26 protein-coding genes and 6 pseudogenes are annotated in these 26,461 nt (G+C 67.4%); 18 read left to right on the top strand and 14 right to left on the bottom strand.

The window, feature by feature from the left end; translation table 11 throughout:
- Window positions 1–24: 24 nt before the first annotated feature.
- Window positions 25–237, top strand: coding sequence for a hypothetical protein (locus ACHFIV_RS15380; protein WP_398968378.1), 213 nt, complete (start codon window positions 25–27; stop codon window positions 235–237).
- A 5-nt stretch (window positions 238–242) separates the two neighbouring features.
- Here the strand turns inward: ACHFIV_RS15380 and ACHFIV_RS15375 are convergent, their stop codons facing one another.
- The 3 genes from ACHFIV_RS15375 to ACHFIV_RS15365 form a co-directional block, all read right to left on the bottom strand.
- Window positions 243–548, bottom strand: a complete 306-nt coding sequence (locus ACHFIV_RS15375) for a PadR family transcriptional regulator (RefSeq protein ID WP_398968375.1) — start codon at window positions 546–548, stop codon at window positions 243–245.
- A 121-nt stretch (window positions 549–669) separates the two neighbouring features.
- The gene (locus tag ACHFIV_RS15370; protein WP_398968373.1) at window positions 670–858 is read right to left on the bottom strand and encodes a hypothetical protein; all 189 of its coding nucleotides are present in this window, start codon (window positions 856–858) and stop codon (window positions 670–672) included.
- A gap of 406 nt (window positions 859–1,264) precedes the next feature.
- Window positions 1,265–2,041, bottom strand: a complete 777-nt coding sequence (locus ACHFIV_RS15365; protein WP_398968371.1) for a MerR family transcriptional regulator — start codon at window positions 2,039–2,041, stop codon at window positions 1,265–1,267.
- A 209-nt stretch (window positions 2,042–2,250) separates the two neighbouring features.
- On the opposite strand from ACHFIV_RS15365, the gene ACHFIV_RS15360 reads away from it, so the two are divergent.
- On the top strand, window positions 2,251–3,414 hold the full coding sequence (locus ACHFIV_RS15360; protein ID WP_398968369.1) for a serine hydrolase domain-containing protein: 1,164 nt from the start codon (window positions 2,251–2,253) through the stop codon (window positions 3,412–3,414).
- 1,045 nt (window positions 3,415–4,459) lie between these two features.
- Here the strand turns inward: ACHFIV_RS15360 and ACHFIV_RS15355 are convergent.
- Complete coding sequence (locus tag ACHFIV_RS15355; RefSeq protein WP_398968367.1) at window positions 4,460–4,630, bottom strand: hypothetical protein; 171 nt, start codon at window positions 4,628–4,630, stop codon at window positions 4,460–4,462.
- Between the two features lie 380 nt (window positions 4,631–5,010).
- On the opposite strand from ACHFIV_RS15355, the gene ACHFIV_RS15350 reads away from it, so the two are divergent.
- From ACHFIV_RS15350 to ACHFIV_RS15340, 3 genes are all read left to right on the top strand, one after another.
- Entirely contained in the window at window positions 5,011–5,346 is a 336-nt protein-coding gene (locus ACHFIV_RS15350) for an ArsR/SmtB family transcription factor (RefSeq protein WP_189476898.1), read from the top strand.
- A 1-nt stretch (window position 5,347) separates the two neighbouring features.
- Window positions 5,348–6,082 (top strand): cation transporter, encoded by a 735-nt coding sequence (locus tag ACHFIV_RS15345; protein ID WP_398968364.1) that lies wholly within the window; start codon window positions 5,348–5,350, stop codon window positions 6,080–6,082.
- Between the two features lie 448 nt (window positions 6,083–6,530).
- Complete coding sequence (locus tag ACHFIV_RS15340; RefSeq protein WP_398968361.1) at window positions 6,531–7,058, top strand: hypothetical protein; 528 nt, start codon at window positions 6,531–6,533, stop codon at window positions 7,056–7,058.
- 1,185 nt (window positions 7,059–8,243) lie between these two features.
- On the opposite strand, the gene ACHFIV_RS15335 is transcribed toward ACHFIV_RS15340, so the two are convergent.
- The 3 genes and pseudogenes from ACHFIV_RS15335 to ACHFIV_RS15325 all read right to left on the bottom strand — a co-directional run bounded on the left by ACHFIV_RS15335 (window position 8,244) and on the right by ACHFIV_RS15325 (window position 10,141).
- The gene (locus ACHFIV_RS15335) at window positions 8,244–8,828 is read right to left on the bottom strand and encodes a hypothetical protein (protein WP_398968358.1); all 585 of its coding nucleotides are present in this window, start codon (window positions 8,826–8,828) and stop codon (window positions 8,244–8,246) included.
- 69 nt (window positions 8,829–8,897) lie between these two features.
- Window positions 8,898–9,275, bottom strand: a pseudogene (locus ACHFIV_RS15330) (helix-turn-helix domain-containing protein); the annotation flags it as partial.
- 119 nt (window positions 9,276–9,394) lie between these two features.
- Window positions 9,395–10,141: an SDR family NAD(P)-dependent oxidoreductase gene (locus tag ACHFIV_RS15325; protein ID WP_398968356.1), complete on the bottom strand. Its 747-nt coding sequence runs from the start codon at window positions 10,139–10,141 to the stop codon at window positions 9,395–9,397.
- A 42-nt stretch (window positions 10,142–10,183) separates the two neighbouring features.
- Between ACHFIV_RS15325 and ACHFIV_RS15320 the strand changes: the two genes are divergently transcribed.
- The 6 genes from ACHFIV_RS15320 (at window position 10,184) to ACHFIV_RS15295 (ending at window position 14,834) form a co-directional block, all read left to right on the top strand.
- Complete coding sequence (locus ACHFIV_RS15320; protein WP_398968331.1) at window positions 10,184–11,275, top strand: IS630 family transposase; 1,092 nt, start codon at window positions 10,184–10,186, stop codon at window positions 11,273–11,275.
- Window positions 11,276–11,431: 156 nt separating this feature from the next.
- Entirely contained in the window at window positions 11,432–12,079 is a 648-nt protein-coding gene (locus tag ACHFIV_RS15315) for a TetR/AcrR family transcriptional regulator (protein ID WP_398968353.1), read from the top strand.
- Between the two features lie 137 nt (window positions 12,080–12,216).
- Window positions 12,217–12,486, top strand: coding sequence for an SbtR family transcriptional regulator (locus ACHFIV_RS15310; protein ID WP_398968350.1), 270 nt, complete (start codon window positions 12,217–12,219; stop codon window positions 12,484–12,486).
- A gap of 105 nt (window positions 12,487–12,591) precedes the next feature.
- Window positions 12,592–13,239 (top strand): hypothetical protein, encoded by a 648-nt coding sequence (locus ACHFIV_RS15305; protein WP_398968347.1) that lies wholly within the window; start codon window positions 12,592–12,594, stop codon window positions 13,237–13,239.
- Window positions 13,240–13,422: 183 nt separating this feature from the next.
- Entirely contained in the window at window positions 13,423–14,286 is an 864-nt protein-coding gene (locus ACHFIV_RS15300; protein WP_398968345.1) for a DUF1963 domain-containing protein, read from the top strand.
- 152 nt (window positions 14,287–14,438) lie between these two features.
- Entirely contained in the window at window positions 14,439–14,834 is a 396-nt protein-coding gene (locus ACHFIV_RS15295; protein ID WP_398968342.1) for a MerR family transcriptional regulator, read from the top strand.
- A 174-nt stretch (window positions 14,835–15,008) separates the two neighbouring features.
- Here the strand turns inward: ACHFIV_RS15295 and ACHFIV_RS15290 are convergent.
- Window positions 15,009–15,104 (bottom strand): annotated as a pseudogene (locus ACHFIV_RS15290) (IS5/IS1182 family transposase); the annotation flags it as partial.
- Between the two features lie 47 nt (window positions 15,105–15,151).
- Here ACHFIV_RS15290 and ACHFIV_RS15285 point away from each other — a divergent pair.
- Window positions 15,152–16,385: pseudogene (locus ACHFIV_RS15285) on the top strand (IS30 family transposase).
- Window positions 16,386–16,413: 28 nt separating this feature from the next.
- On the opposite strand, the pseudogene ACHFIV_RS15280 reads toward ACHFIV_RS15285, so the two are convergent.
- From ACHFIV_RS15280 to ACHFIV_RS15270, 3 genes and pseudogenes are all read right to left on the bottom strand, one after another.
- A pseudogene (locus tag ACHFIV_RS15280) lies at window positions 16,414–16,654 on the bottom strand (helix-turn-helix domain-containing protein); the annotation flags it as partial.
- Window positions 16,655–16,707: 53 nt separating this feature from the next.
- Complete coding sequence (locus ACHFIV_RS15275) at window positions 16,708–17,091, bottom strand: hypothetical protein (RefSeq protein ID WP_398968340.1); 384 nt, start codon at window positions 17,089–17,091, stop codon at window positions 16,708–16,710.
- 108 nt (window positions 17,092–17,199) lie between these two features.
- Window positions 17,200–17,634, bottom strand: coding sequence for an Rrf2 family transcriptional regulator (locus ACHFIV_RS15270; protein ID WP_398968337.1), 435 nt, complete (start codon window positions 17,632–17,634; stop codon window positions 17,200–17,202).
- Between the two features lie 128 nt (window positions 17,635–17,762).
- On the opposite strand from ACHFIV_RS15270, the gene ACHFIV_RS15265 reads away from it, so the two are divergent.
- Window positions 17,763–18,512 (top strand): SDR family NAD(P)-dependent oxidoreductase, encoded by a 750-nt coding sequence (locus ACHFIV_RS15265; protein ID WP_398968334.1) that lies wholly within the window; start codon window positions 17,763–17,765, stop codon window positions 18,510–18,512.
- Between the two features lie 180 nt (window positions 18,513–18,692).
- Here ACHFIV_RS15265 and ACHFIV_RS15260 read toward each other — a convergent pair whose 3' ends face one another.
- Window positions 18,693–18,848: a hypothetical protein gene (locus ACHFIV_RS15260; RefSeq protein WP_010059700.1), complete on the bottom strand. Its 156-nt coding sequence runs from the start codon at window positions 18,846–18,848 to the stop codon at window positions 18,693–18,695.
- Between the two features lie 224 nt (window positions 18,849–19,072).
- Between ACHFIV_RS15260 and ACHFIV_RS15255 the strand changes: the two are divergent.
- The 4 genes and pseudogenes from ACHFIV_RS15255 to ACHFIV_RS15240 form a co-directional block, all read left to right on the top strand.
- Window positions 19,073–19,200 (top strand): annotated as a pseudogene (locus ACHFIV_RS15255) (GTP-binding protein); the annotation flags it as partial.
- Window positions 19,201–19,297: 97 nt separating this feature from the next.
- The gene (locus tag ACHFIV_RS15250; protein ID WP_398968331.1) at window positions 19,298–20,389 is read left to right on the top strand and encodes an IS630 family transposase; all 1,092 of its coding nucleotides are present in this window, start codon (window positions 19,298–19,300) and stop codon (window positions 20,387–20,389) included.
- Window positions 20,390–20,443: 54 nt separating this feature from the next.
- Entirely contained in the window at window positions 20,444–20,638 is a 195-nt protein-coding gene (locus ACHFIV_RS15245) for a hypothetical protein (RefSeq protein ID WP_398968328.1), read from the top strand.
- 43 nt (window positions 20,639–20,681) lie between these two features.
- Window positions 20,682–21,526 (top strand): IS5 family transposase gene (locus tag ACHFIV_RS15240; RefSeq protein WP_398968325.1). Its coding sequence is split into 2 segments (ribosomal slippage): window positions 20,682–21,024 and window positions 21,024–21,526, totalling 846 coding nucleotides; the frame shifts between segments, so codons are not numbered across the junction.
- A 15-nt stretch (window positions 21,527–21,541) separates the two neighbouring features.
- On the opposite strand, the gene ACHFIV_RS15235 is transcribed toward ACHFIV_RS15240, so the two are convergent.
- Both ACHFIV_RS15235 and ACHFIV_RS15230 read right to left on the bottom strand, forming a co-directional pair.
- Entirely contained in the window at window positions 21,542–22,633 is a 1,092-nt protein-coding gene (locus tag ACHFIV_RS15235; RefSeq protein ID WP_398968322.1) for an IS630 family transposase, read from the bottom strand.
- Between the two features lie 1,440 nt (window positions 22,634–24,073).
- Window positions 24,074–25,270: pseudogene (locus ACHFIV_RS15230) on the bottom strand (MFS transporter); the annotation flags it as partial.
- Window positions 25,271–25,393: 123 nt separating this feature from the next.
- Between ACHFIV_RS15230 and ACHFIV_RS15225 the strand changes: the two are divergent.
- The gene (locus ACHFIV_RS15225; RefSeq protein ID WP_398968319.1) at window positions 25,394–26,293 is read left to right on the top strand and encodes a LysR family transcriptional regulator; all 900 of its coding nucleotides are present in this window, start codon (window positions 25,394–25,396) and stop codon (window positions 26,291–26,293) included.
- Window positions 26,294–26,461: the final 168 nt, after the last annotated feature.

Here is a 26,461-nt window from a genome sequence, read left to right as displayed (position 1 = left end):
CGATACCCGGCCGAGGCGAGGTGCGTGTTCCGTGACCCAGCTCCAGCAGTGGAAACCCGGCTGACCGGCACGAGCGCGCCGGGCGCCGTCGTCCTCATCCGCCTCTACGTCGGCGACGTCTTCCTGCCCGAGGGCGTCCCGAAGTTCCTGCGCCCCGACCAGCTCGGCACCGGCCGCTTCGACAAGGCCTCGACGCTCCCCTCGCCCGCGTCGGCCGGAGCGGCGGTACGCGGCTGAGCTGATCAGGGCGCGTCGTTGCCCAGGACCTCGCGGGCCAGTTCCGCCAGGGCCTTGCGGTCCTCGGCCAGAGCCTTCCTGCCGGCCTCGGTCGCCTTGTAGACGCGGCGGGTGCGGCCGTCGACCACACGCTGCTCCGAGGCCAGCAGTCCGTCGGCCTCCAGCCGGTGCAGTGTCGGATACAGGGTGCCGGGGCTGATCTGGTAGCCGTGTGAGGCCAGTTCCTCGGTCATCCACGCGCCGTGGATCTCCTCCTCGGCCGCGTGATGGAGGATGTGCAGCCGCACCGCGCCCCGCTGGAACTCCCGCACCCTTACCGCACCTCCGGTAGTGACGAAACCGATATCGGCTCCCGATCCTAATCGTTCCTGCGCAGGCGGCGGCCCCGGCCGGGGGCCGCCGGGTGACGGGGCCGGTCAGGCGGTGAGACGTCTACTTCTGGGGAGGAAGCGGGCGGTGCGGGCGGTACAGGCCGCGTACGCGGAGCCGTGCACGGCTCCGCGGTAGGGGCTCCTCGACGACGCGGGTCTGGAGCTGGATGGCGGCGACCAGGGAGGCCATGGCGAGGAGGGAGACCCAGTTCGGGACCGTCAGGGCCAGGCCGACAGCGGTGATCGTCATAACCGTGAAGACGGGGGGCGCACGTGGGTGAACAGGCTGTTGGTGACCAGCATGGTGCGTTCCCCCGCATCCACACCCACGCGACAGGAGGTCCCCATGTGCCTCTGCGCGGACAGGGAGGCCGTCATCCCGCCGGCGTGACCGCCAGTCTGGTCCACAGCACGGCGGGCGGACGCCGAAGGCGAAGCGTCGGCCGTTGAGCTGGGTGGCCACCGCTGCGAGGTGTTCCGGGCCGTGGACGGACAGGTCGGTGCCCTTGGGGAAGCTGCACGAGGGTGTGTTCGACCGCAACCCAACAGCTTGCTGCGGCGCCAGTCCGGTCGTCGGGAGCCTCGCCGCTGACGCCCCCGCACGGCGGCATCGGAGGCACACGTCCGGTCCGCGGCCCCGGGGTCTTGAGCGGGCGTTACTGATGCGGGATGTGGATGCCGACCGCGCGTAGTTTCGCTTCTACCAGGGTGTTCAACCGGGCGATGGAGGGTCCCTGGTCTTCCCGGTGGTGGTTGACCAACCCGTAACGGGCAGCGGCGTCGGACCGGTTATGAAATCCGGTCGGCATTGGCTGCAGCGCACGCTGGGTCAGCAGATTGGCGGCCACCGCGGACGCGAGCGCGTCGATCCGTGGGTCGTCGCGGTCCCAGGATCTGGCGTCCCAACTGCGCTTGGTCAGCTCGACGAACTCGGGGTCGGTGAGCGATTGTTCGAGGTGGGTGAGGAAGTTGTCGAAGATCTCCGGAATCAGTGCCCGGGCCAGGACCAGGCCCTCGCGTTGGACGGCCAGGTAGTCAGGGCTGAAGCCGAGACAGGTGAGTCGGTTCAAGATCGCGCAGGCCCGGTCGGGTAGAAGGGCCCGGTCGCTGTGGTCGAGCCGGTGCAGCGTGTCGCGGCGTGCGGTCAGGTCGTCGATCCGTTCGGTGAGGCGGCGACGGACGTCGTCCAGAGTGGCGGCGAACTGCTCGGGATCGGCGTCGAGCAGGTCGCAGATCTCGGCCAGCGGTACGCCGGCCCCGGCCAGGGTCCTGACCTGGATGAGCCGGAGCAGGTCGGCAGACCCGTAGCGCCGGTATCCGGAACCGTCGCGTTCCGGCTCGGCGACCAGGCCGAGCCGGTGATAGTGCCGCACCGTCTTGATCGTGACGCCGACGAACGCCGCCGCCTGACCGATCGTGAGCCCGTTGGCCATACGCTCAGCGCACCATCGGATCGTGGACGGCCGGGCTCTCGGGATACGGATTGCGGGCGATCACAGGGGCGAGGATAGCGGCAATGATCAGTGCTGGTCTGCCCGGACGGTTGACCTTGACCTTGGGTCAGGGTGCACGCTCAACGCGAGGCCTCCTCAAAGGGGCCGACAGCGACCAGGCCCAACTGTCACGGGATTGAGGAATATCAGTGAGCGAGTCCTTCCACACCACAGAGAACTCCGCTGCAGGACAGGATCGCCCGGAGCTGCGGAAGGCCATCCAGGAGATCGTGGACTCCGGTATTGCCGGGGTGTCGCTGCGCGTGAACGACGAGCGGGGCGAGTGGTCCGGCAGTGCCGGGGTGGCCGAGCTGGGCAAGGGCGCCAAGCCGCCTGTCAACGGGTACGTCCGGATAGGTAGCAACACCAAGACCTTCACCGCGACCCTGGTGCTGCAACTGGTGGCCGAAGGCAAGGTCGAACTGGACGCCCCGGCGGCCGACTACCTGCCCGAGTTCGCCCTTGACCGGCGGATAACGGTGCGGATGCTGTTGCAGCACACCAGCGGGGTGTTCAACTTCACCGGCGAGCTCTTCGAGGACGGGACGGTTGTGGAGGGGATCCCCTCCACCATCTCGGGCCAGGAGTGGGTGGACAACCGGTTCAAGACCTACCCGCCGGAGGAGCTGGTGCGGCTGGCGTTGACCAAGCCGGCGCGGTTCGAGCCGGGGATGGGATGGAGCTACTCCAACACCAACTACGTGCTGGCCAGGCTGCTGGTCGAGAACGTCACCGGCCGCTCGTGTGCCGAGGAGACGCAGGATCGGATCCTGGGGCCACTGGGCCTGTCGGGCACCGTGGTGCCGTGTACCTCCCCGGAGATCCCCGAGCCACATGCACACGCCTACTACCGGTACGAGGAAGCCGGCCGGCAGAAGACTGTCGACATCACCCGCCAGAACCCCTCCTGGGTCTCCGCCGGTGGAGACATGATCTCCACCACCCAGGACCTCCACACGTTCATCTCTGCGCTGGCGGGCGGCAAGCTCCTGCCGGCCGGGCTGCTGGCCGAGATGCGTACGCCGCATCCCGAGAGCGGCTTCGGTCTGGGGCTGCGTGTGCAGGACGCGGGCCCCAACGGCGGCACCCTCCTGTTCCACAACGGCGGCGCCGCGGGCCACGCGGCGCTCATGTACAGCACGCCGGACGGTAACAAGACCCTCACCGCCGCGCTCAACTATGTGGACGACGCCGCGATGTCTCTGGCCGGAGCGTTCCTGAAGGCGATGGAAAGGCTTGTCGACGAGGTCTTCGGCGGCGAACAGGCCGGATCGACTGACGAGGTGGCCGAGCAAACGAAGCCAACGGCCTGAGTTCCGCGCACTCGTAGCCTTCGAAAGTGGGATCGGGTCAAGAGCAGGGCAGTCCGTGAACAGATCGTTTGTTCGGCGGGCGGCTGAGAGATTCGTCAGGACGAAAAGGGCCCACAGGAGATGCGACTCTCGGATGGAGTCGGTACAGAACGCGTTGACGGATCACCAGTTCTGCAGGTGGACGAAGCCGTGCTCAACCGCAGTGCCTAGAGCGTGAGCACCCGGTTCCCTCACCCACCCGAGCGACACCTTCAGCGTCTGACGAGCAACTCGGACACCCAGACACACCCCCACCCCACTCGATCCGCTTCAACACGCAGATCAAGCAGGGACGAAGAAGCTGGCGGCCAGGACGCGACCGGCGACGCCGTCGACGCCCTGCACCTGCTTCTGAAGCGACGGATGGCCAGGTGCCGCTTCACGGTCATCTACGCCACGAACTTCCCCAGGGGGCGAGGGATCCGCTGACCGCCGCCGCCAAGCGGCACAGCATGCCCGCCATCGCGGTCATGGTCACCCCCCGCCTCCGTCTGTGTCGAGCGACAGGGCCCGCGGCCGGCCAAAGCCGGCGGGCCGACCATCGGCCTGGCCTCTGGGTTGCCGGTTGGCCCGCTGGTCCGTCGGCTTCGGGATCGTGTGCCAGATGTGGCGCCGCTGAGCGCTCCCGCGAGGACGTTGCCCGCCCCGGGGCCCTCCGGAGGGGCGACGCCGTTGCAGGTAGAGCGCGCACCATGTACGGCGAATGCCCCGCACTTGAGGTGCGGGGCATTCGGGGTTCTGCTGCTGACCGTGTCCAGGTATGCGTTTCGGCTGGTCAGCGGCTTTTCTGGCCGAGCGTTGGCGAGTATCCTCTACTGACCGTCAGTCGGCGCCGTGAGCCGGGTTTGCCGGGGCAGGGGTGCCGATCGCGTGTGACTACGGCTTCGTGGGGGAACTGCGGGCGTCCGCTTCTGTGAGGATGTTGCGCTTGACGAGGAACTTGAGCTTGGCGTGGATGCCTTCGATGTGCCTCGGCAGTTGTTCGTGGCCGAGGGCTTCGCGGACTTCACGGGCTCGGAGGGCAGGTGGCCTCGTTGAAGACGGCGAGGATGCGGGGGTAGTCCGGGTGCTTGGGCCGGTTCTTTGCCGCCTTGCCGTCGCCGGGCAGATCGAGCGCAACTACATCCGGGAGAAGAGCCTCGAAAGCCAGGTCGTCGCCGCGTCCAAGGGCAACCACGCGGGCGGCCGAAGGTCAGCGACGACGACATGCTCCATTTCGCCCTCGCGCTCAAGAGCGGCAAGGATGCGGGCAAGTCCCTCTCGATCGCCTGGCTCTACCGGGCGCTGGCCGAGGCCGAGGCCGCCACAGCGGACGACGACGGCCTGCCGCTCCGACCCAAGCCCGTCCGCCTGCGCCGGCCGGAGGACGCGCTCACCTCCGACGAGCTCGACCTCCGCGAACGCCTCCAAGCCCAGCCCTCACCTGGACGAGGCGATCCGCAGTCAGGCCCCGTGATCGACCTCGAGGCCAGGGCCGTACCGCCACCCACAGCCATTGCACCGCGATCTGGGGATACACGCTCTTCTGAATTCAAGAACTCGTGTACTGTCGGTGCCATGCTGACTCTCGCTGCTGACATCGAGGTGCTGGCGCGGTTCGGCCGCGCTCTCGCCGATCCGATCCGCTGCCGGATCCTCCTCGCTTTGCGTGAGGCCCCGGCCCACCCTGCTGACCTCGCCGACACGCTGGAGATTTCCCGCACGCGGCTGTCGAACCACCTGGCGTGCCTGCGTGACTGCGGCTTGGTCGTTGCGGTGCCTGTGGGCCGCCGTACTCGGTACGAGCTCGCCGACGAACGCCTCGGGCATGCGCTGGACGACCTGCGTACTGCCGTCGTGGCGGTCGAGGCTGACAAGACCTGTGCCGACGCGGACGAGAAGGGCTGCTGCTGAGATGGCCGCCGAGATATCTGTCGGCATAGGCCCGACTTCGGCCCGCCGTGACGTGCTCGCCAGGCGGGTACGGCTGCTGGTCGCGGCCACCATCACGTACAACGTCATCGAGGCGGTCGTGGCGATCACCGCGGGGACGATCGCCTCCTCCACCGCACTGATCGGCTTCGGCCTGGACTCGGTCATCGAGGTCTCCTCCGCCGCCGCGGTGGCCTGGCAGTTCTCCGCCCGCGAGCACGCGGTGCGCGAGGCGCGGGAGAAGCGCACGCTGCAGATCATCGCGGTGTCGTTCTTCGTGCTCGCCGCATACGTCAGCACCGACGCCGTCCGCGCGCTGGCCGGCACCGGTGAGGCCGAGCGCTCCATCCCCGGCCTGGTCATCGCCGCTCTGTCCCTGGCCGTGATGCCGTTCCTGTCCGCCGCCCAGGGCAATGCCGGACGCGAACTGGGCTCCGTCAGCGCGGTCGCCGACTCCAAGCAGACCCTGCTGTGCACCTACCTGTCCGCCGTGCTCCTCGTCGGCCTGGTCCTCAACGCCACGCTGGGCTGGTCCTGGGCCGACCCGATCGCCGCCCTGGTCATCGCCGCCATCGCAGTCAAGGAAGGCCGCGACGCCTGGCAGGGCAAAGGCTGCTGCGCGACACCGGCCGCCGCCGCGTCCGCCGCGTCCGTCCCGACCGCCGGCGGGGAGACGGATGCGTGCGGCTGCCGCCCCGGCTGCGACTGCTGCGGCTGAGCCGACACCCGCACAATACGCCCCTGATGATCACGCACGGTCACCACTGGGCTGGGCTGCACGAGAAACTCGAGGCAGTTGATCAGGAGAGCCCTACCAGTGCCGAGGCCGGATGTAACGTCACCTTGCGCTACCTCCCCGGACGGTCCGCACACAGATCTGGTGTTGGCCGTTCTCGTCCTGGACGGCCCGCAACCGTCGGCTCCCGTACTCGTGCGGGCCGAGTGGCGCACCGCCACCTCCCGCCGTCGTTCCCTCACTGAGGCGCTGCATGCCCTGTGTGAAAGCACGCACACCTGGGTGAGCCGGTGGAGGGGTGTGCGAGCCCTCCGCAGGAGGGGGAGGTACCCCTCTCGCCGGGCTATGTCGCGGAGTGGAGGGGCGGCAGAGACTGAGAGTCCTCAGGCCGGCTCTTCCTCGGCCTTCTCACCTTCGCTCGGAGGCGGAAATGCGCAGAAGATTAGTAGCCCTGATAACCCTCGGTCTGCTGGGAGGCGGCATGGTGGCCGCGTCACCGGCGACCGCGCAGCCCTCGGTACTGAACCTCCTCACCTGCCCTCTCGGCACGCAGAGCACCACGTACTCGCCTGGTCTCACGTACACCACCCGGCCCACCTCCTACGTCTCCGAGGGGGTGGTCACCGGGTGCGTCGACCTGTCCGGCCACGGCATCACCAGTGCTACCTACACCGGCATCGGCAGCGGCACCGCCGGGTGCCTGGAGTCCAGTCTGACGAACACGATGAGCGTCAACTGGAGCAATGGGCAGAGCAGCACCGTGACGGGCACCGGCACCATCCAGCTCAAGCCGAACGGCACCAGCGTCGTCGTTCACAGCGGACAGGTGACCTCGGGCGCCTTCAACGGCTCCGGCGTGACGCTGACCCTGGTGCTCACCTCGCTGGATCTGCTGGGCTGCCTGACTCCTGAAGGTCTCACCAACACCGGTGGGCCAGTCACGCTCACGGTCCTGTGACCTATCGGCGCCCCCGCAACCGCATGGCCAGTGCCATGCCGCGGAAGACGTAGGCGACGCTCGCCGCAACGGGTCACAACGGCGCGAGAGTCCCTCAGCCGGTTGACGCTCCGCTCGATTTCCTTGCGGAGCCGGTAGCGGTCGCGGGCGAAGCCGACGGGCCAGCCGCCTACGCCGCCTCTGCGTCACCGGTTGGCGTCGGCCCTTCGGCCCTGGGATCGTGCGCTGGACGCTGCGCCTTCGCAGGTAGCGGCGATTGCGGCGGGAGCTGTATGCCTGGTCCTTGCTGACGTTGTCCGGCCGAGTCCGGGACCGTGCGTGGGCGGCGAGCACGGCCCTCACCGGCCTTTGGCCTTGCAGCCGCTGGAGTTCCCTTTGGCACGCCCCGCCACCCGATCCGGGTGGCGGGGCGCGTTCGGTGGCCGGTGCGCCATTCAATCCAAAATCCGAACAGCCATAGCACGTGCCGTCCGACCTTCACTGCTGGGCGCATCCCCGACAGGTGGAACATGTCGGCCGTCATCGAGACTCGTCTGCTGCTGCAGGTCCCGAATAAAGAGCCAGGACGCCTGCTGGCTGTACGTGCCCGGTGGGCCCGCCGCACTCGGCACGGGCCTGTCCGCAGCATCCCATCCCAACTCCAGATCGCTGAAAGTGATCTTTCCGCGCATGCCATCGACCACAGACTCCGCGATCGCGGACGAGTGGCTGCACGAACGGGCCGATGTGCCGGGCATCGAAGGCGTGGTGGCCAAGAGCCTGACGGGCCGGTACCGCCCGGGCATGCGCGGCTGGACCAAGGTCCGCCGCAAGAAACACCACCGAAGTACTCATGGCGCCATCACCGGCCCCCCACAGCGCCCCAGCTCCTGCTCCTGGGCCGCTACAACGCCATCGGCCGCCTCCACGCAGACGTGGGGCCGTTTCGGACGTACACGCCCACCCCGAACGATGACCGAGCAGGCGGGTCAGTCGTCGATTGCCTGGTAGAGGGTGGTCCAGAAGTCATGCATGGCCAATTCACCGGCTGCCGCCCCTGTACGCGGCCGGGTCCGGGCAGCAAGGGCCGCCTTCGCGCGTTGCTGAGCCGCTCCCGTAAAGATTGTGAAATCGCCTCAGTGTGGTGCCCGGCGCCGGTGCCGGGCTCCGCGACCGTCCTGGCGTGAGTGGACGGGTCAGGGCTGCCTATACGGAGGTGATCTCCATGACCATGGCCGAGTAGACCCCGGAGACCGTTCCCAGTCCGAGGGTGCACAGCAGGATGTCCGTTGCGGGGCCGGTCTGCGTGGCCACTACGGTGTCACCGGCGAACAGGCCGCTGGTGACCGTGCCGGTGAAGGTGACGACAAGGACCGCGCCCGCCACCGTCGTGGTCCGGTTCAGCGACAAGGTGCTCGTGGCCCCGGTGTTCCAGGTGACCGTCCTGGTCTCCGCCGCGGTATTGAGCAACTCCAGGCACGTCCGCTCGCGGGGCGGGTTGACCGCTGAGTGGGTGCCCGACGTCAGGCCCGGTACCGAGGTGGAAACACAGGGTCCCAACTGCCAGCTCAGTGAGGCCGTACTCACCTGCGGAGTGTCGGACAACGGCGGGTTGTAGGTGACGCTGGCGCTGCTGGGCGGGGTACAGGTCACGTCCAGCAGTCCGCTCTCGCGTGCGTTGGCCGGCCCCGCAGCAGTCAGGAGACCGCCTAACAGGATCAGCAGCGTCGTCACACCGGTGAGCAGGACACCAGGCCCGGGTCTGCCGGAGATGCGGGTACTTGTCGCCATGAGGATGCCTTCCGGTAAGTGGTTGCTTCACGCCCGAATGCAGCAGGGATGACCCGTGCCGCTGACGTCTCATCTCCGCTGACTATCCGGAAGGAGCCAATAGGCGTCCAGGGAGTGCGTAAGAGCGTGAGGAGCACGCGTTTCACACGGGGAGCGCAACGGTGCACCCAACACACGCCCTCCGACAACAACCGGACGAGGCGCCTGCAGGGGAAGAGTTCGTCCGAGATGGCCGGTGGCGCGATGGTCGACCATATCGGCGGAAATGCGGGGTAGTTCCGGCGTGCTTGTCGCCTCAGCGAGTGCGAGGCGACCGCCCTTGAGTTCGGGCAGGTAGTTGTAGATGGCGCTGCGGGAGACGCCGAGGAGCTTGGCGATCGAGGTGACGGTGTTCTCCGGACGGGCGAGTAGGTCGCGGGCGTGACGTACCTGGTCCTCGGTCATCGCCGACGGGCGGCCGAGCTCACCGTCGTGGGAGCCCTGGTCCCGGTGGCCCTCCTTATTTCCTCACCGGTGGCCGCACCACAGGGACGGAGCTGTTCGTGTAGTCATCGTGGGCCGACGGCTCACTTCGGGTAGTGGCGGCGTAGGTTGGCGGCGAGGATCCGGTCGAGCGTGCGGTCGGACAGGATCCGCACCAGGCGCAGGATCAGGGCGGCGTCCCGGCCGACGGTGTAGCGGGGGCGGGGACTGCGGGTCGTCACGGTCTTCGCGATGACCCGGGCGGCGGCGTCGGCGGTGAGGCCCGATGCGGTGCCCGAGTCCATCAGCTTGTTGTTCGCCTGGACCAGGCTGCCGTAGCGCTCGTCCTGCTCCGGTGTCATCTGGGCGGCCAGGTCGTTGGCCGTCGCAATGCCGCGGGCGGCCATCTCCGTGCGGACGCCGCCGGGCTCGACCACGACCACCTGTACGCCCAGCGGCGCCACCTCACGGCGGAGCGAGTCGCTGACCGCTTCCAGGGCGAACTTCGCGCCGGCGTACGCGCCGTAGGTGGCCATGGCAACCTTGCCGCCGATCGAGCTGATGTTGATCACGCGGCCCTTGCTGCGCAGCAGCGAGGGCAGGAGGGCCTGCGTGACGGCGATGTGGCCGAACAGGTTGACTTCGAACACCCGCCTCCATTCCGCCATAGGCAGGGCTTCCACCGCGGCGTTCACCTGGACGCCGGCGTTGTTGACGAGTGCGTGCAGCGCGCGCGGGTCGTCGGAGACCCGCGCGGCGAGTGCCTCCACCTGCTCGGACTTGGTGATGTCGAGGATGACCGGCTCGATGCCGGTAGACCGGATGGCGTCGGCGTCACGCTCGCGTCGCACGCCGGCTAGTGACCTGAGTCGGAGGTTCGTCGTTGGTTGGGTATGAGTCGTCCGGGTCCGAAGATTCCGCCCTTGTCGGTGACTGATGCCGAGCGGGCTGTGCTGGAGGGTTGGGTGCGTCGTCGTTCGACGGCCCAGGCTCTGGCTCAGCGTTCGCGGATCGTGCTGGAGTGCGCCGAGGGGCATTCGATCCTGGAGGTGTCCCGCCGGTTGAATGTTGCCGCGGACACGGTCCGCACCTGGCGGCGGAGGTTCATCGAACGTGGCCTGGACGGCCTGTCCGACGAACCGCGGCCCGGCGCCCCGAGGAAGATCAGTGACGCCGACGTCGAGCGGGTCATCGTCAAGACACTCGAGGAGAGGCCGAAGAACGCCACCCACTGGTCGACCAGATCGATGGCTGCCGCCACGGGCATGTCGCAGTCGGCGATCTCCCGAATCTGGCGGGCGTTCGCACTCGCGCCGCACCGGTCTGAGACCTTCAAGCTGTCCACGGACCCGTTCTTCATCGACAAGGTCCGCGACGTGGTGGGCCTCTACCTGGATCCACCGGAAAGAGCGCTGGTCCTCTGCGTGGACGAGAAGTCGCAGATCCAGGCCCTGGACCGGTCCCAGCCCGTGCTGCCAATGATGCCGGGCGTCCCGGAACGCCGAAGCCACGACTACGTCCGTGCCGGCACCACCACCCTGTTCGCGGCTCTGGAAGTGGCAACCGGCAAAGTCATCGGCTCACTGCACCGACGCCATCGGGCAGCCGAGTTCAAGAAGTTCCTGGCCAAGGTCGACAAGGAAGTACCAGCCGGCCTCGAGGTGCACCTGATCCTCGACAACTACGCGACCCACAAGACACCCGCGGTCAAGAAGTGGCTGCTGTCCCACCCCCGATTCCACCTGCACTTCACACCCACCAGTTCGTCCTGGCTGAACCTGGTGGAACGATGGTTCGCCGAGCTCACACAGAAGAAGCTCAAACGCGGTGTCCACCGTTCCGTCCAAGCACTGGAACGCGACATCCGGGCCTGGGTCGCGGACTGGAACGACCACCCACGGCCCTTCATCTGGACCAAGACCGCCGACGAAATCCTCGACAAGGTCGCCAGCTACTGCCAGCGAATCTCTGACTCAGGTCACTAGGACGTGGAATCCCTGACGAGCCAGTTCGCGGGCGGCTGACGCGCCTATGCCCGTGGAGGCTCCGGTGATGACGATCAGCTGCTGGGTTTGAGATGACGTTGTCACCTCGGTCACGGTACCGATTGAGATGACAATGTCAACTGTATGATGGGTGCCATGGTCACTCGTGCGGAGTCCGCTGCCGCCACCCGCCGCGCCCTGCTCGACGCGGCCGCCGAGCTCCTCGACCTCGGCGGCCCCGAAGCGGTCACCTTGCGCGAGGTGGGAGCGCGGGCAGGTGTGACACGGGGAGCGCCGTACCGGCACTTCGCCGGCAAGGACAGCCTGCTGACCGCCGTGGTGGCCGAGAAGTGGGAACGGCTCGGCGACCAGGTCCACGCCCTGGGGACCGACCTGACCCTGTCGGCCTCCGAGAGGCTGTGCGGCGCTCTCCGCGCCCTCATCGGTATCGGCCGGGACCAGCCGCACCTGTACCAGATGTTGTTCAGGCGGCAGGGGTACCGTCCCGGGGAACGCGGTGAAGGCCTCGAGCGCGTCCGGCGTCAGCTGTGCGGACCGGAGGGTGACCCGGCCGCGGCTGTTCGCGCGGCCGGACGCTTTCAGGACGAGTTCCTGGCCATCGTCGCCGCACTCGTGGGAGAGCGGAACGCCCGGCACTACGGCGTCCTGCTGCTTACCAGCGCCCACGGCATCGCGGGCATGGAGCTCACTGGCCACCTTGGCACAGACACGTGGCGCACAACCGGCGACGAACTCGTCAACACTCTCGTCCGCATGGTTGCGGGCGCCGGTGAAACGACATAGCAACGCCCATGCCCCCGCCGACGGCCAACTCCCCGCCTTCTCGCACTGCCCAGTAGAGTCCGAGCGGGGCGAGCCTGTCGGCTGTGACATTGGCGCGCCTACTATGCTCCGACTCGCCGACTGGGCCGGTGAACGACATGGCATCTGTGAGGCCCCTGGTCGCCATGAGCGCTTCCGGCCGCTTCGGCACCGGACCGGGCTGCGACGAGGTCCAGCAGGTCCTGGCGATGGTGCTCGAGGCCGGCGCCACAGCAGGAGAACTGCGCAGCGACATCGACCCGGTCGAGGTAGGCGGCATCCTCGCCGGTTTGCTCTCCGTGGCCGGCGCACCCGAGCAGCGCCCCCAGCTGAACCGAATGCTGGACTTCGTCGTCGACGGACTCAGGCCCCACCAGGGGCTACGGTAACCGTCGTCATTTCCCGATCGGGGCGTTGCCAGACGCAGGGGCTCCCGGCGTCACCTGCGGCACCGCTGCCGGAGAGGCCATACGCGCCACTGAGGAAAGAGGTCCATGATGCCCACGCCCGGCTTCCCGCCGCACACGCTCGATCCCGAAGGAACGCCGATATGGATCACTGATCTGGCCGCCGACGACCCGTACCACATCCTGCACGTCGTGCGCGGCATCGAACCGGTGGAGGCGCTCGAAAGGATCGGCGCCAGGACGAGGTTGATGCAGCCCTGCGCACTGCCCGACAGCAGGCCGGACGAGTGGACGTCACTGCCGTGCGCGGCTCTCGGTATGGAACCGGGATCGTCCGCGGCGCTGTTGGCGGGACGTGTCGGCGAGTGGACCTTCGTCTACGACGACTCCGGGTTCACCTCTGAGGACGCGGCGGAGGCACTGTCCGCCGATGGACGGACGGGGGCCACGAGCGTGTTCAGCATCAACGGGGACGCCAGCCTCGCCTATGCCGTCGACGGCAAGCAGGTCGCATGGGTCGACGTCGACGGTCTCGCCCTGGAGGAGGATCTTCCCGGTATGCCCGCCGAACTGCGCGCGGCATTCGAAGCCGCCGGCACCGTGGAGGAGGAAGGCGTCGAGCCGGGCGAGGCCGACAGCTGCATCGCCATGCGTGCCGTCTGCGCTCTGGCCGGCCTCCCGCTCACCCTGAGCGCCCTGCGTCAGGTTCCGCTGGTGGTCCTGCCGTTCGGGTGACGGTCCGTCAGTCGGGCGAGCGGCACCGTCCGACCGCCGGAGCCTTCGGGGGTCTCCTCGTGGCGCCCTGTCGTCGACCGCCAACGGGTGCACCCTGCAGGGGAGATGCGCCGAAACTGCCCTCCGCATCGTTCGGTACGGTGCGCCCACGCCGTCGTCCGCTTCGTTCGGTACGGTGCGCCCATGACATCCGCGATACGGGGCCGGTTCCGTCCCTTCCGTGAAGCAGCCGAGGCCCAAGGCGTGCCGGCCGACGATGTGGAGCGGTGGCTGGACACAGCCCGTCCCTGTGCCACCCTGGCACTGTCCGACGACGACACCGGACCGGTCGCGGGACGGTTCGGCGGCCCCCTGCTGCTTCCGGCCGACACCCCGGACCCCGGACATCCCTTCGTGGCCTCGGTCGACCTCGCCGCACTGCCGGCCGACGCGACGGACCTCCTCTTGCCGCCCGACGGCCGGTTGCTGTTCTTCGCCCTGCCCGAGGCTGGGGACGACACCTCCATGGGGACGGTGATCCACGTGCCAGCCGACGCGGCCGTCACACCTCGGGATCCGTACGCCTGGAACTCGGCGAACATCGCCGAGTACGACAGGCTGTTCGCGAGCTATCCGGAGGGGCCGCTCCGGGCGCGGACCGACGTGTCGCTCCCTCACCACCAGTTCATCGTTCCCGCCGGTGAGGAGGAAGCCGTATACCTTCCCGGGCACCCCTACTGCTCCGAACTCGTCGAGATATGGGAGGACACCAAGGACCTCATCGCTCCCTCGGCGCAGATGCAGATCGGAGGATACGCGGACGAGGAGGCCGTGGAGTTCGACCCGGTCGACGTCGCGGCGTCCCTCGTGGCGCAGGCGGTGGACGCCGGCCACTGGGACGGTCCCGTCTCGGACGACCTGGCCGACTGGGTGCTCCTCGCCGACTGGTACGCCGGCAGGGACGTGAAGAGGCGGGAGGGCGCGACCGTCCACTGGGTGATCCAGCGTGAGGACCTCGCGGCCCGACGCTTCGAGCGTGTGTTCACCACCGTCTTCTGGAACCCCTGAGCAGGCCATGACGGGGGCGAGCCGGAGCGGCAGGCCACCGGCATTCGACCACGAGGGCGTGGCAGACGGTGCGTGGGCCAGACCAGGGCTGTGAGGCGTCCACAACTCGACGGCGGTCTGAACCTGGAGCACGCGGGCGTAGGCTCTTGGGGATGCGGATAGGCGAGTTGTCGAAGCGCACGGGCGTGAGTCCGCGCTCACTGCGCTACTACGAAGAGCAGGGCCTGCTGACCAGCTCACGCTCCGACGCGGGGCAGCGGCACTATTTCGCTGCTGCGATCCAGCGCGTGTCACTGATCCGACAGCTGTTCGACGCGGGTATGTCCAGCAGGGTGATCGCGACTGTGCTGCCGTGTGTGGACGTCCCGGATGACCTGGGCGTCGCTGAGGAGACGTTTACGGCGATGATGCGCGAGCGCGACCGGATCGACGCTGACATCGCGCACCTGATCGAGACCCGGGAAGCACTCGACGTGCTGATCAGGGCCAACAGCCGACACCGGGTGGAGCTGTCCACGGCCCCGGAATCGGTGGCACAGTCGGCCTGATGCTGTGATCTGCATCTCATCCGGTTGCCCCTCACATCAATGTCAGCGGTGAGGATGGCGACACCGCCCCGGAATCACCGGGTCGGTCATACGAGAGGCGGCGGAAGATGGGGCAGGCATGGGTTTCGGCGAGTATGGCGGGCCCGAGGTACAGGAGTTCTTCGATCGTCCCGACCCTGTCCCCGGTCGCGGCGAGGTGGCCGAGACGCCCACGAGGAGGGGCAGTCCGTTCGCGTCCGACAGGACGTGCATCTTGGAACCCGGCTTGCCCCCTTGGGTTCTAGCGATCGTTGCAACACCTCTTCTTGAGGGGTGTGATGTTCGAGATCCGCAAGGACCGGGCCAAGGCTCTAGGCGGCCGCAGGCGACTGGTCCGCGAGCGGGAGGAATACTTCCTGCTCGTGGACCAGGGTTACGGAAACACCGAGGCCTGCCGACTGGTGGGCATCAGCGAACGAACCGGTCGTGAATGGCGCAACGGCAGGACGGCAAAGGACCGGTTCCGCGCACCGGCTCGTCCGGCGTCGGCTCCGGTTGCCCCGAGCCGTTTCCTGACCCAGGCTGATCGCCTGCACGTCGCCGATCGTCTGCGTGAGAAGGCAACGGTCCGGGCCATTGCCGCTGAGCTGGGCCGCAGCCCGTCCACCATCAGCCGCGAGATACGACGCAACGGCATCCCACTACGTGGAGACACCTCGCGCTGGGTCTATCGGCCCTACGCGGCTCAAGCTCGTTCCGATGCACGCCGGCCACGGCCGAAGCCGGGAAGGATCGGCCAGAACTCCCGGCTACGGGACTACATTCAGGAGCATCTGACCCGCCGCTGGAGCCCGGAGCAGATCGCCGCCCAGTCGCCTCGCGACTTCCCCGACGACCTGGAGATGCGTGTGACACACGAGACGATCTACCAGGCGCTATACGTCCAGGGCCGCGGCGAGCTCCGCAGAGAACTCGTTCACGCGTTGCGCACGGGCCGAACCCGTCTCAAGCCTCACCAGCACGCAGCCAGGCGTCAGCCGCGCTTCGCGACGCCGATGGTGATGATCAGCGAACGACCCAGCAGAGGTAGCTGACCGGGCCATTCCAGGGCACTGGGAGGGCGATCTCATCGTCGGACCTGGCCACCGGTCCGCCATCGGGACACTGGTGGAACGCTCGACGCGCTACCTGATGCTCCTGCACCTGCCCAACGGCGCACACAAGGCCGAACACTTCCACCAAGTGCTTGCCCGCACGATTCAGACGCTGCCATCACAGTTCAAGCGCTCTCTGACCTGGGACCAAGGCACGGAAATGGCCAGCCACGGCGCGTTCACCATGGCCACCGACATGCCTGTCTACTTCTGCGACCCGGCCAGCCCATGGCAGCGCGGCTCCAACGAGAACACCAACGGCCTGCTACGGCAGTACTTCCCGAAGGGAAGCGATCTCTCCAGCCACAGCCTCGAACACCTCGCTGCCGTGGCTGCCGAACTCAATGGCCGCCCACGAAAAACGCTCGGCTGGGAGACCCCAGCCGAGCGTCTGGCTAAGCTCCTGGCAGCAAGCTGATCAGCAGTGTTGCAACGACCCCTTGAATCCGCAACTTCGGATACAGCGAGTCGAAGCCCCGTGTTGAAGTTGTGGATCACGTCTCTGACCCGGTCGGCGCTGGTGAACGACACCTCGGCGATCCTCGCCACCGGCATGCCCTGCGCGGACAGCAGCACCATCTGGGCCCGCCGCCAGGTCACCACCGACCCGGTGCCCCTGCGGATGATCCGCAGCAGCCGCCGACCCTCGTCGTCATCGATCTCGCGAACCTGTACACGTCCAGCCACGTGATCATTCTGACCTGGCCCACGACGCAGGGAACCACCCACACGGCAGACAGTTACGAGGTCAACGTAGTCAGCGCTCGGGTCAGCTCGGCGTCGTACTGATCGGCGTCGAAGCGAAATGCCGGAGGGCGCGACTCATCGACGGGCACCTGCCAGTCGGACCACTCCACGATCTCGCCGTGACGCTGCACGAACACGGACAGGTAGCCACAGCATCCGCCCGTGCACTCAGGCTCGCCCAGTACTACAGGTCGCCCCTCACCGGTCGCCCAGAGGGAATCCTGGCCCTCGGCCGACAACGCCTCCTCGGCAAACGGACCGCGGCCTCCCTTTCCGACCGCCGCTGCCACCACTTCCGCGCCATCGATCCGGAAAGACAACTGGGCAGCCCATCGGGGGCCCGGTGGCAACACGCTGACCTCAAGCCGATTGAACACCCAGGCACCCTACGTGAGTACTGGCCGCCCACAGTTCCGTTACCGAATGCGGGCGTCTGGCCAACCACCAATCGACGTCCGAAGAGGCGAACGTTGCTTGATACGGCACTAGCGAGGTGCCGCGAGTACGTCCCGGAGTACGTTCGCGAGCGTGACGCGGGCCAGCTCGTGTCTCAGGGTCTCCTCGATGCCCTCGTAGATGCTCTGCATCGCCGGCTGGATGCCGTGACCCACCACGCATCCCTGATCCGGGGTGGTGCGGTGCATTGCGAACAGCGGGCCGGGTTCCACTGCCTCGTACACTTCGAGCAGGGTCATCGACTCCAGCTCGCGCGCCAGCGACCAGCCCGCGCCCACGCCCCGCCGGGACTCCACGAGCCCGGCCCGGCGCAGCTCGCCGAGCAGCCGCCGGATCACCACGGGGTTGGTGTTCGCGCTGGTCGCGATCTGCTCGGAGGTGGCGACCTCATGGCCCTGGCGCTGGTAGAGACCGATCCAGGCCAGCGCGTGGGCGGCGATGGTCAACCTGCTGTTGGCGCTCATGAACCCCTCCTCCGGGCCGCAACGCTTCATGTTACGACAGCGCAGTCGTAACAGTGAAGGTTGCAACAGTCTGTCGTAACAATTAACGTTGCGACTGCCGCGAAGGGTCAATCAACGAGGTGAGAAGAATGAGCAAGCCACTCACGGGCAAAGTCGCCCTGGTCACCGGGGGGTCGCGCGGACTGGGAGCCGCGACCGTTCGACTGCTGGCCGAGCAGGGCGCCGACGTCGCCTTCACCTACGTCAGCTCCGAGAAACAGGCGCAGGCCGTCGTCGACGAGGTGCACGGCAAGGGAGCCAAGGCCGTCGCCTTCCAGTCCGACCAGGCAGACACGAGCCGGGCGCCGGCGCTGATCGACGACGTGGTCGCGCACTTCGACGGCTTGGACATCCTTGTCAACAACGCGGCGATCTCCGTGGCTGGCACGGTGGACGACCCGGATGCCGACACCGCCGCACTGGACCGGATGCACGCCACCAACTACCTCGGCGTGATCGCCGTCGTCCGGGCCGCCTCCCGAGTGCTGCGCGCGGGCGGCCGCATCATCACAGTGAGTTCCGGACTGGGCTCCCGGGTCGGCGCCCCCGGCCTTGCCGACTACTCGGCGACCAAGTCCGGGATCGAGAGGTACACCATGGGCGTCGCACGCGACCTCGGGCCCCGGAACATCACGGCCAACGTCGTGGAGGCCGGACTGATGGAGGGCGGCATGCAACCGCCGGACCCCGAGACCCTCAAGGCCCTGGTCAGCTCGCTGTCCCTGCAACGCATGGGGCACCCCGACGAAATCGCCGCTGCGATCGCCTTCCTGGCGAGCCCCGCCGCGTCGTACGTCACGGGCGCAGTGCTGGACGCACACGGCGGCTACAACGCCTGAACCCCAACCCCTGCCGCGCGCTCCGAAGGACATCGCGCCTTCGGGGCGCGCACCGCCAACGACCCGCGTGTGCGTGGACACGCCCGGGTCTCAACGGTTCACAATCTCCTCATGATGTGGGCTTTCCGACGCGGGGAGGGTCATGGACTCGTCGCAGAGAGTCGGTGAGGCGCTCTGACTTTAGAAGAAGTGCTTGCGTCCACCGACCGCACGACCGGTCGCACCCAGGATCCACAGGATGGCGCCAACCAGAATGAGGATGCCACCGATCGTCGTCAGCAGACCCATGCCGACAAGCAGGCCGATGATCAGCAGAATAAGCCCAAGAATTATCATTTTAATCCCATCGTCAATTACGGCTCAGGCGCGTGTGCGTATGAGTATCACAAGGGCCCGAGTTCGCCTTGGTGGATAGATCCCGAGCAGCTCCGAATGCCAGGACCTTGGTGCGATAGCTCTTGTGCCCGGTGACACGGTGTTCACGCCCTCCTTCGGAATTTCGTTCAGTAGGTCATCTCCTCGACCGTCCTCTGCTCCGAAAGGTCCTTCTACCTCGGTTGATGACGGAAACACCGGGCAGCGGCGCCTACGGGCAGGTCTCCGGGTCCCAGGGCTTCGTCATCCTCGCCAGCCGGCCCTGGGTGACGGGACTGTGGCGCAGGCCGGTTCGGTGGCTCGCTTCGAGCCCCGCGACATCGACCAGGGACTTCGCGGACGAGGTCTTGAGTGAGGTGAGGCTGGTGGCGATCTAGTGACCTGAGTCGGAGGTTCGTCGTTGGTTGGGTATGAGTCGTCCGGGTCCGAAGATTCCGCCCTTGTCGGTGACTGATGCCGAGCGGGCTGTGCTGGAGGGTTGGGTGCGTCGTCGTTCGACGGCCCAGGCTCTGGCTCAGCGTTCGCGGATCGTGCTGGAGTGCGCCGAGGGGCATTCGATCCTGGAGGTGTCCCGCCGGTTGAATGTTGCCGCGGACACGGTCCGCACCTGGCGGCGGAGGTTCATCGAACGTGGCCTGGACGGCCTGTCCGACGAACCGCGGCCCGGCGCCCCGAGGAAGATCAGTGACGCCGACGTCGAGCGGGTCATCGTCAAGACACTCGAGGAGAGGCCGAAGAACGCCACCCACTGGTCGACCAGATCGATGGCTGCCGCCACGGGCATGTCGCAGTCGGCGATCTCCCGAATCTGGCGGGCGTTCGCACTCGCGCCGCACCGGTCTGAGACCTTCAAGCTGTCCACGGACCCGTTCTTCATCGACAAGGTCCGCGACGTGGTGGGCCTCTACCTGGATCCACCGGAAAGAGCGCTGGTCCTCTGCGTGGACGAGAAGTCGCAGATCCAGGCCCTGGACCGGTCCCAGCCCGTGCTGCCAATGATGCCGGGCGTCCCGGAACGCCGAAGCCACGACTACGTCCGTGCCGGCACCACCACCCTGTTCGCGGCTCTGGAAGTGGCAACCGGCAAAGTCATCGGCTCACTGCACCGACGCCATCGGGCAGCCGAGTTCAAGAAGTTCCTGGCCAAGGTCGACAAGGAAGTACCAGCCGGCCTCGAGGTGCACCTGATCCTCGACAACTACGCGACCCACAAGACACCCGCGGTCAAGAAGTGGCTGCTGTCCCACCCCCGATTCCACCTGCACTTCACACCCACCAGTTCGTCCTGGCTGAACCTGGTGGAACGATGGTTCGCCGAGCTCACACAGAAGAAGCTCAAACGCGGTGTCCACCGTTCCGTCCAAGCACTGGAACGCGACATCCGGGCCTGGGTCGCGGACTGGAACGACCACCCACGGCCCTTCATCTGGACCAAGACCGCCGACGAAATCCTCGACAAGGTCGCCAGCTACTGCCAGCGAATCTCTGACTCAGGTCACTAGGCCGGTTCGTTTGGATCACTTCCGCTGGCCGAGGTTGTCGTTGATGATGTCCATGTGACCAACCGCATCAGCACTCTGATCTCGGCCTTCGGCGTCCTCGCCACCGTGATACTGGTCGTTGCGGGCGTTCGTGAGTACCGCTCTGGCGTGTCGGTCCTCTGGCTCGTGGCTGGAGCCGTGATCTTCCTCAGCGCTTTGTACACGCTCGTGCGGGACGTGCGGCGGCTTCGCACTGGGCCACCCGCCTGACAGCGGCGCCGTTCCCACCAGCCCCGCCAGTCGTTGTTCGTGTGTGCCGTTGACTGACGCGCAGTGGGCGCGAATCGAGCCGTTACTCCCGGATCGGACACCGCGGCAGGGTGGCCGGTGGCGGGATCACCGAGAAGTGATCGACGCGATCGCCTGGAAGTTCCAGACGGGATCGCAGTGGATCCACCTACCGGAGAAGTACGGCAACTGGGGAGGCGTCTACAACCGGCTGCGGATGTGGGCCGTCGACGGCACGTGGGAGCGGGTGTTCACCGCGCTGGTCGCGCAGGCCGACGCCGACGACGACCTCAACTGGGCCGTCTCGGTGGACTCCACCATCGTGCGCGCACACCAGCATGCGGCGGGGGCCCGCAAAAAGGGGCTCCAGCAGGCGAACCGGCAGACCACGCCATCGGCCGGTCCCGGGGCGGACTGACCACAAAGATCCACCTGGCCTCTGATGCCCACTGCCGGCCGCTGGCCTTCGTGCTCACCGCTGGACAGGCTGGTGACGCACCCGCCTTCGCTCACGTCATGGCTCGTCTTCGCGTTCCTCGACGGCGAGGACGGCCCCGCACCAGGCCGGATGTGGTCCTGGCTGATAAGGCGTACTCCTCCCGCGCGATCCGCGAGCACCTGCGCAAGCGCGGGATCCGGGCGGTCATCCCCGTTCCGGCCGATCAGCGCGGCCACCGACTGCGGCGCGGCAGCCGGGGCGGCAGGCCACCCGCCTTCGACCGCGAGGCATATAAGCAGCGCAACACCGTCGAACGCTGCATCAACCGCTTGAAGCAGTGGCGGGGTATCGCCACCCGCTACGAGAAGACAACGGTCATCTACCTGGCCGGACTGCACATCGCGGGCATCTTCCTCTGGTCTGCCAGATGATCCAAACGAAACTGCCTAGTGACCTGAGTCGGAGATTCGCTGACAGTATGCGGCTACTTTGTCGAGGATCTCGTCGGCGGTCTTGGTCCAGATGAAGGGCCGTGGGTGGTCGTTCCAGTCGGCGACCCAGGCCCGGATATCGCGTTCCAGTGCCTGGACGGAACGGTGGATGCCGCGTTTGAGCTTCTTCTGTGTGAGCTCGGCGAACCACCGTTCCACCAGGTTCAACCAGGAGGAGCTGGTGGGGGTGAAGTGCAGGTGGAATCGAGGGTGGGACAGCAGCCACTTTTTGACCGCCGGTGTCTTGTGGGTCGCGTAGTTGTCGAGGATCAGGTGCACCTCGAGGCCGGCCGGTACTTCCTTGTCGACCTTGGCCAGGAACTTCTTGAACTCAGCTGCCCGATGGCGCCGGTGCAGAGAGCCGATCACCTTGCCCGTTGCTACTTCCAGAGCCGCGAACAGAGTGGTGGTGCCGGCGCGGATGTAATCGTGGCTACGTCGTTCGGGGACGCCCGGCATCATTGGCAGCACGGGCTGGGACCGGTCCAGGGCCTGGATCTGCGACTTCTCGTCCACGCAGAGGACCAGTGCTCTTTCCGGCGGATCCAGGTAGAGGCCCACGACGTCGCGGACCTTGTCGATGAAGAACGGGTCCGTGGACAGCTTCAACGTCTCAGACCGGTGCGGAGCCAGCGCGAACGCCCGCCAGATCCGGGAAATTGCCGACTGCGACATGCCCGTAGCGGCCGCCATCGACCGGGTCGACCAATGGGTTGCGTTCTTCGGCCTCTCCTCAAGTGTCTTGACGATGACCCGTTCGACGTCGGCGTCGGTGATCTTCCTCGGAGCGCCGGGCCGCGGCTCGTCGGACAGACCCTCCAGGCCACGTTCGATGAACCGCCGCCGCCAGGTGCGGACCGTGTCCGCAGCAACATTCAGCCGGCGGGACACCTCCAGGATCGAGTACCCCTCGGCGCACTCCAGCACGATCCGCGAACGCTGAGCCAGAGCCTGGGCCGTCGTGCGACGACGCACCCAACCTTCCAGCACAGCCCGCTGGGCATCAGTCACCAACAACGGCGGAATCTTCGGACCCGGACGACTCATACCTAACCAACGACGAACCTCCGACTCAGGTCACTAGGTGCTCACTCACTTTCAACCCCCGCGCCCGGGCGCCCCTCAGAAATCGGACCAGGAAGTTCCTGGCCACACCGATACATGCCGCACCTCCCTCACAAGTAGCCTGCGCCCGCAGCACCTCGAAACCCATCGGCTCCTCCATCCGTCCACGTTTCCGAGGCTGCGCATTCCGCGCTCCCGTCCTTGCGCATCACCCGTCCGCGGCCGCTCCCACCACAGCGGGCAAAGCACACACAGAACGCAGAACGCTCACTGAACCTTCGATGAGCAGTCGCCCTCCAGCTCACCGGCCATGCCCGCGCCCTCACTTCCAACGGCCGCCGCCGAGTTGACCAGGCGCCCAAGGACTGCGAGGCCGAAGCGCTCGCCGGCATCCTTCTGCATGAGGTAGAAGGACGCCTCCCCACGGCGATCCAGGGCTCCGTGCGCTGCGCCCGCAGCCAACCCTGATGGGCAGTCTGCATCAATTCTCAGTGCCGATTGTCAGTAGGCGCTTCGGTAAGCCAGCGGGCATCGACGCTCGATGGTGGCCGCGGTCTGCGTTGCTGCTGACGTGGAGGTGGAGAGGTCCGGGCCGATGATGCGTTTCGAGGATGAAGTGCACGGTGACGTCGAGGAACCCGCTCAGGTAGAGCTGCCGCCGCTGCCGGACCGGGCGGTGCCTGCTCAGCCGTGTCATCACGCCCAGGAGTACCGCGAGGGTGAACCTGAGGGCGCCGGTACTGAGCGGGCCGACATGCTCCAGCACCTGCTTGGTTCGAGACCGGGGTCGGTTAGCCCACCTCGGCCACGTCAAGACAAGCATCCACCGGTGCGGCGGAGGCCTCGGCATGATGAAAACGAGGACCTCGGCGACGCTGTCGGCATTCACTATCCGGCAGGCTCAGGCTCCGGCTCTTCGGACCGCACGGGCTCGGCGTCGACTTGGACAGCCTGGTCCTGCAGATCTTCTGCATGGAGGCCGACCAGAGCAGAGGAGGACCTGTCGTCAACGACGAGGGCCATCATGTCCCCAAGCTCAAGGACGCCAGCCCCGAAAAGGTTCCCTCCCCGTCGGTACCCATGAATAATTCGTCGGGGAGGGAGGGCGACCGATGGACGGCCCGCTGGACGGCCCCTCCCGCTGCCTGGGAGTCCATCACACCACCCGCCATCGCCTTCTACCAGGACATGCTCCACGTTCTGGTCAGCCGCCCCGGTGACAAGGCGCTGATGTGGACCGCCCTCGCCGACGACGTGTGGAGGGAACCACGCCAGATCAACCAGGAGCACTCCGACATCGCTCCAGCCTTGGCCACGTCGCAGGGCAAACTCTGGTGCGCCCACACCAGCACCGACGACAAGGCGGGCTACTTCACCTTCGCAGTACCACTTGGACCGGGCGCTCTCAGCTCGCGCCCCGGCGGCGGCCGTGGGGGCCCGGCCGACCGCCGTGGTCACCAGCGCGCCCACAGCCAGCGCTCCGCCCACCCACATCACCGCCGTGACGCCTATGCCGTCCGCGGCGAGCCCGCCGACCAGCGCGCCCAGGGCGATGGCTCCGTTGAACACCCCGACGAAGAGCGAGGAGGCCGCCTCGCGGGCGTCCCGGGAAGAGAGCAGTATCCATGTCTGAGTACTGACCGAAACTCCGCCATAGCTCAGACCCCAGACCGCCATCAGCACCCCCGCGAGAGCCACCGACCCGCCCAGCCAGGGCAGGGCGACCACGGTGACCGCCATGACAGTGCTGATCACCAACAGCGTCCCGCGCGGCGAACGGGTCGCCCGGGCCCCGGCCAGGAAGTTACCGGCCACCCCGGCGACCCCGTACACCAGGAGCAGCGTGCCAATCATTCCGGCGCCGACGCCGGACACGTCCTCCAGCACCGGCCTGATGTAGGTGTAGGCGGCGAAATGACCGGTCACCACCAACCCGACGACGATGAGACCCGTCCGCACCTGGGCGCTGCCAAGCAGCCCCATCACACCACCGAGCGGAATCAAACGCTCCGAGGGCAGCCGAGGCAGCAGCACCGCCATGGCGACCAGCACCACCGCGCCGAGCCCGGCAGCGGCGAAGAACGCGGCACGCCAGCCCGCCGCCGCGCCTAGGCACGTTCCGGCCGGAACTCCCAGCACGGAGGCCACGGCAATCCCACTGAAGACCAGCGAGGTGGCAGGGCCCACCGATTTCACAGGAACCAGCCGCACGGCGAGCCCCGCCGCGATGGCCCAGACGCCACCCATCCCGATGCCGACCAGAATCCGGGCCACGACCATGACCGCGAAGTTCGGCGCCCAGGCCGCACCCAGATTGCCGATCACCAACACGACCACCAACACGCAGAGCGCCGTCCGGCGATCGACCCGACCCAACATCGAGATGAGCAACGGAGACGACACTGCCGCAACAAGCCCGGTGACCGTCAGGGTGAGGCCGACCGCCCCTTCGGAGACCCGAAGCGATTCGCCCACCGGGGTCAACAACCCGACGGGCAGCATCTCCGACGTGACCACTGTGAAGCTGCCCAGCGCCAAGGCCACCACCCCCAGCCAGCCCCTGAGCGGAGAACTCTGACGGGCGGATGGTGCATCTGTGAATTCCTCAACCTGCGTCATGCATCCAGCCAACAAAACGCGGACCCGGGGAACAACGGCCAACCTCTCATCCTTCTATGAGGTGAGCTCATCAATAGATCGGACGAGCGCGGGCACCGGGTACCGCCACGGGGAGGGAACGCTGTGAGCGGTCTGGACGGACGGGAGCTGGAGGCCTTTCTCGCGCTGGCCGACGAACTGCACTTCGGCCGAGCGGGAGAACGCCTATACCTCTCGCAGAGCCGCGTCAGCCAGCTGCTGCGCTCCCTGGAGAGCAAAATCGGCGGCCGCCTCGTCGAACGCACCAGCCGCCGGGTGCAGCTCACTCCGCTCGGAGAACAGCTCCTGGCGGGAGTGCGCCCGGCCTTCGACGCCATCGTGGAGACGATCGACGAGGTACGGAAGGTGGCACGGGGCGTCGAGGGGCTGCTCCGCATCGGTTTCCAGGGCACGGCCAACGACCAGGTCATGAACGCCATCGACCTCTTCCAGAGTCGGCACCCGGACTGTGCGACGGAAATCGTGGAGATCCCCTTCTCCGACCCCTTCGGCCCGGTGCACCGGCGGGAGGTGGACACGGCAGTGGTGCTGATGCCGGTTCAGGAGAACGACCTGGTGCTGGGTCACGTCTTCTCCAAGCAGCCCCAGGCGCTCGCCGTCTCCACCCGACATCCCTTCGCCAAGCGCGACTCGCTGGACGCCGAGGACCTGGCCTCCTGTTCGCTCATCGGCGTCCACGGCACGGCACCGGATTACTGGCGCCGCACCCAGGCCCCGGTCACCACGCCCCGGGGTGCCCCCATTCCCGCCGGCCCCTTTGTCAGCACCCTTCAGGAGGGCTTGGCACTGGTCCAGGCCGACCGTGGCACGATGCTTTTGTGCCGTCCCACCGCCGACTACTACGGCCGGCGCACGGTCACCTTCGTCCCCGTCGCCGGCCTTCAGGACTCCTTCCTCTCCCTCGTGTGGCACCGCAACCACGAGACCGCCCGCACCCGCGCCTTCTCCCAGGCCCTGGCCGCCGCCGCCGACCTCCCGGGGTGACCGCGGCACGGCGGCACCGGATGAACGACCCAACAGACCCTGGTGACGGCACACACGCCCTCGGCTTTCCGGCCGACTACCCGGAATCCCGGCAGCCCTTCCTGCGCTGCACGGAGCGGACGGAGACCGATTTCCGGAGTGAGCCAACCGGCCCCTACGTCTCGTTCG

This window comes from Streptomyces sp. ALB3 (assembly GCF_044385685.1).
In the GTDB taxonomy this organism is placed as follows: Bacteria; Actinomycetota; Actinomycetes; order Streptomycetales; family Streptomycetaceae; genus Streptomyces.
This window is presented reverse-complemented; position numbering and strand designations above follow the sequence as displayed.